Origin of the sequence: Kitasatospora sp. NPDC059817 (assembly GCF_042731835.1) — a bacterium.
GTDB lineage: Bacteria > Actinomycetota > Actinomycetes > Streptomycetales > Streptomycetaceae > Kitasatospora.
In genome coordinates this window covers 24,854-28,025 of sequence record NZ_JBHWIR010000098.1, presented here as the reverse complement: position 1 = coordinate 28,025, position 3,172 = coordinate 24,854, and the positions used below count along the sequence as shown (strand labels likewise).

The 3,172-nt window shown below is 72.9% G+C and carries 3 protein-coding genes; all 3 read right to left on the bottom strand.

Features of this window, described 5'->3' with window-relative positions:
* Positions 1–146: 146 nt before the first annotated feature.
* Positions 147–821, bottom strand: coding sequence for a nucleoside/nucleotide kinase family protein (locus ACFV61_RS21300; protein WP_380493306.1), 675 nt, complete (start codon positions 819–821; stop codon positions 147–149).
* 31 nt (positions 822–852) lie between these two features.
* Positions 853–1,809 (bottom strand): LD-carboxypeptidase, encoded by a 957-nt coding sequence (locus tag ACFV61_RS21295; protein ID WP_380493303.1) that lies wholly within the window; start codon positions 1,807–1,809, stop codon positions 853–855.
* A 161-nt stretch (positions 1,810–1,970) separates the two neighbouring features.
* Entirely contained in the window at positions 1,971–3,044 is a 1,074-nt protein-coding gene (gene trpS / locus ACFV61_RS21290) for a tryptophan--tRNA ligase (protein ID WP_380493300.1), read from the bottom strand.
* Between the last annotated feature and the right edge of the window lie 128 nt (positions 3,045–3,172).

The following is a 3,172-nucleotide window of genomic DNA, read 5'->3' as shown; positions in this document are numbered from 1 at the left end:
CGCAATCCAATAAAACGAACACGCCGAATAAGAACCAAGCCGCGACAAGACGCGACCCAGCCCGAACCAGGAAATGGTGTTTCAAAAGGATTGGCCGCCCCGGGACCGTCCGCGCCGATGCGTGTCCGGTGCTCCCTGCCGAGCGACTAGAGAACACTACCCCTGGCCGGCGTCACGGGCAAGCCGCTGCCGGGGACGGTCCGGGTGCACAGGGCGCGGCCGGCTTTCACGTACTCGCCGTTGGGGTGGTCGTTGCCGGTCACCCAGTGGCGGGCGGTGGCCTCGTCGCGGCCGCCGTCGCGGTGGCGGCGGAGCAGGCGCTCCTCGCGGAGGGCGTCGTCGGTGTCCACGTACCAGAGTTCGCGCAGCAGGCGGCGGGCCTCCGGCCACGGGGTGTCGGTGGAGGCGAGGTAGTTGCCCTCGGTGATGACGAGGCGGGTGTGCGGGCGGACGACGTGGCGGGCGGCGACCGGTTCGTCGAGGGTGCGGTCGAAGTCGGGGACGTAGATGTCCTGGAAGCGGTCGGCGGCGATGCGGCGCAGCAGGGCGACGTAGCTGTGGGCGTCGAAGGTGGCGGGGGCGCCCTTGCGGTGGGTCAGGGCGAGGCGGTCCAGCTGGGCGGCGGACAGGTGGAAGCCGTCGAGCGGGACGTACCCGGCGCTGCCGGGGCCTTCGGCACGTTCGATCTCGGCGACCAGGTGCCGGGCCAGGGTGGACTTGCCGGCGGCGGGCGGGCCGACAAGTCCGAGGATCGTACGGGCGTTGCTGCCCGGGCCCCGGAGGAAGCCGAGGACGAGGGCGGTGAGGCGGTCCTCGTTCATGGCCGCACCCTACTCACCGCCGGCCCGGGCCTCACCGCTCGGCGAGAGCGGGCACTTCCAGGGTGAGGGTGCCGGCGTCGGCGTCGAGGACGGCGGGGACGCCGAGCGGGACGGTCAGGGTGGAGGGGCAGTGGCCGAAGCCGAGTTCCCAGATGACGGGTATGTCGAGCGGGCCGAGGCGGTCGAGCATGACGTCCCGGACGCGGTCGAGCCGTCCGCAGCCGTCCCAGGAGCCGAGCGCGATGCCGGCGACCCCGTCGAACGCGCCGGAGCGCAGGAACTGGGTGAGGAGCCGATCGAGCTGGTACGGGTGCTCGTTGACGTCCTCCAGGATCAGGATGCCGCCGGCGTAGGAGGGCCGGGCGGCGGGCGTGCCGCGCTCGGCCGCGAGGACGTGGACGCAGCCGCCCGCGGTGACGCCCCTGGCGCGGCCGGGGACGAGGGCGGTGGCGGTCGGTGAGGTGAGCACGGTGGTGGCCGTGGGCTCGAAGAGGGTGCGGCGCAGGTGCTCGGCGGTCGGTCCGTCGGCGATGAAGGAGCCGGCCGCACTCATCGGCCCGTAGAGGGTGGCGATGCCGAGCCGCTGGGCGAAGGCCTCCTGGAGGGAGGAGACGTCGCTGAAGCCGATGAACGGCTTGGGCGGGACGGCGCGCATGGCGTCCCAGTCGAGCAGGTCGACCATGCGGTGGACGCCGTAGCCGCCGCGGGCGCAGATGACGGCGTCGACGGTGGGGTCGAGCCAGGCGGACTGGAGGTCGGCGGCGCGGTCGGCGTCGGTGCCGGCGAGGTAGCCGAGGGTGGGGTGGGCATCGAGGACGTGCGGGGCGACGGTGACTCGCAGGCCCCAGGAGCGGAGGATCGCGCAGCCGTCGGTGAGTCGCTGGGAGTCGATCGGGCCGCTGGGGGCGACGACGGCGATGTGGTCGCCGGGGCGCAGGTGCGGCGGGCGGGTCAGACCCTGGCCGGGCGTGGTCGGGTGCTGGTCCATGGGCCGGGACGCCTTTCGGGGGAGGCCGGGTACGGGCGGCCTCGGTGTGGTCGAGGCCGCCCGGTGACGATATGCCCCCGTTTCGACGGGCCGATGTCCGCGAGCCGACGTCTTCGGGCCGAAGGTACGCCGGAGGTGCCCCGACGGTGCGGGGCGGTTCTTCAGATCGCCCCCATCACCTTCCTGACCTCGTCGAGGGTGGCGTCGGCGACGGTGTTGGCGCGTTCGGCCCCGTCGCGCAGGACCTGGCGCAGGTGGCCTCGGTCGGCGGCGAGTTCGGTGCGGCGGGCGCGCAGGGGGCGGAGGTACTCGTTGACGGAGTCGGTGACGGTGCGCTTGAGCGCGGCGGCCCCGCCGTCGCCGAGTTCCTCGGCGATCTCCTCGGGTGCGCGGTCCTGGCAGAGCGCGGCGAGCAGGACGAGGCTGGAGACCTCGGGCCGGTTGGCCGGGTCGTAGTCGATCCGGCGGTCGGCATCGGTCCTGGCACCGCGGATGATCCGGGCGGTCTCGTCCTCGGTGGCGCCGAGGGGGACGGAGTTGCCCCGGCTCTTGCTCATCTTGCCGCCGTCGGTGCCGAGCAGCAGCGGGGCGTCGGAGAGCAGTGCGCGGGGGGTGGGGAAGACGGTGCCGCCGTCGACGTGCGGGTAGCGCTCGTTGAAGCGGCGGGCGATGGTGCGGGCGACTTCGAGGTGGGGCAGCTGGTCCTGGCCGACCGGGACGAGGTTCGCCTTGCAGAAGAGGATGTCGGCGGCCTGGTGGGCGGGGTAGGTGAACATCAGCCCGTTGACGGCGGACTGGCGGGAGTGCGCGATCTCGTCCTTGACGGTGGGGTTGCGGTTCAGTTCGGCGACGCTGACCAGGCTGAGGAAGGGCAGCAGCAGCTGGTTGAGGGCGGGGACGGCGCTGTGCGCGAAGATCGTGGCGCGGTCGGGGTCGAGGCCGGCCGCGAGGTAGTCGAGGACGAGGTTCTCGGTGTGCTCGGCGAGCCGGTCGGCGATGTCCCGGTCGGTGATGACCTGGTAGTCGGCGATCACGACGAACATCTCGACGCCCTGGTTCTGGAGCTGGACGCGGTTGTGCAGGGTGCCGAAGTAGTGGCCGAGGTGCAGCGGTCCGGTGGGGCGGTCCCCGGTGAGGACGCGGTGGCCGGCCGGGTCGGCGGTGAAGGTGGCGGTGGTGGCCACGGACGGGGTCGTCGCGTTGGTCGCGGTCGTCGCGTTGGTCGCGGTCGTCATCGGGTTTCTCCTCGGTACGGCGGTGGTGGCGGCCGTCCGGGGCGGGGGCCCGTTCCGTGGGAAACGCGAAAGGGCCGTCCATTCCGGACGGCCCTGGTCGAGCGGGTGGGGTGGCCGTCCCTCAGGAC

Coding starts and splice junctions, on each gene's coding strand:
- ACFV61_RS21300 (WP_380493306.1), bottom strand. CDS start 821: ATGAACGAGGACCGCCTCACCGCCCTCGTCCTCGGCTTCCTCCGGGGC.
- ACFV61_RS21295 (WP_380493303.1), bottom strand. CDS start 1,809: ATGGACCAGCACCCGACCACGCCCGGCCAGGGTCTGACCCGCCCGCCG.
- trpS (WP_380493300.1), bottom strand. CDS start 3,044: ATGACGACCGCGACCAACGCGACGACCGCGACCAACGCGACGACCCCG.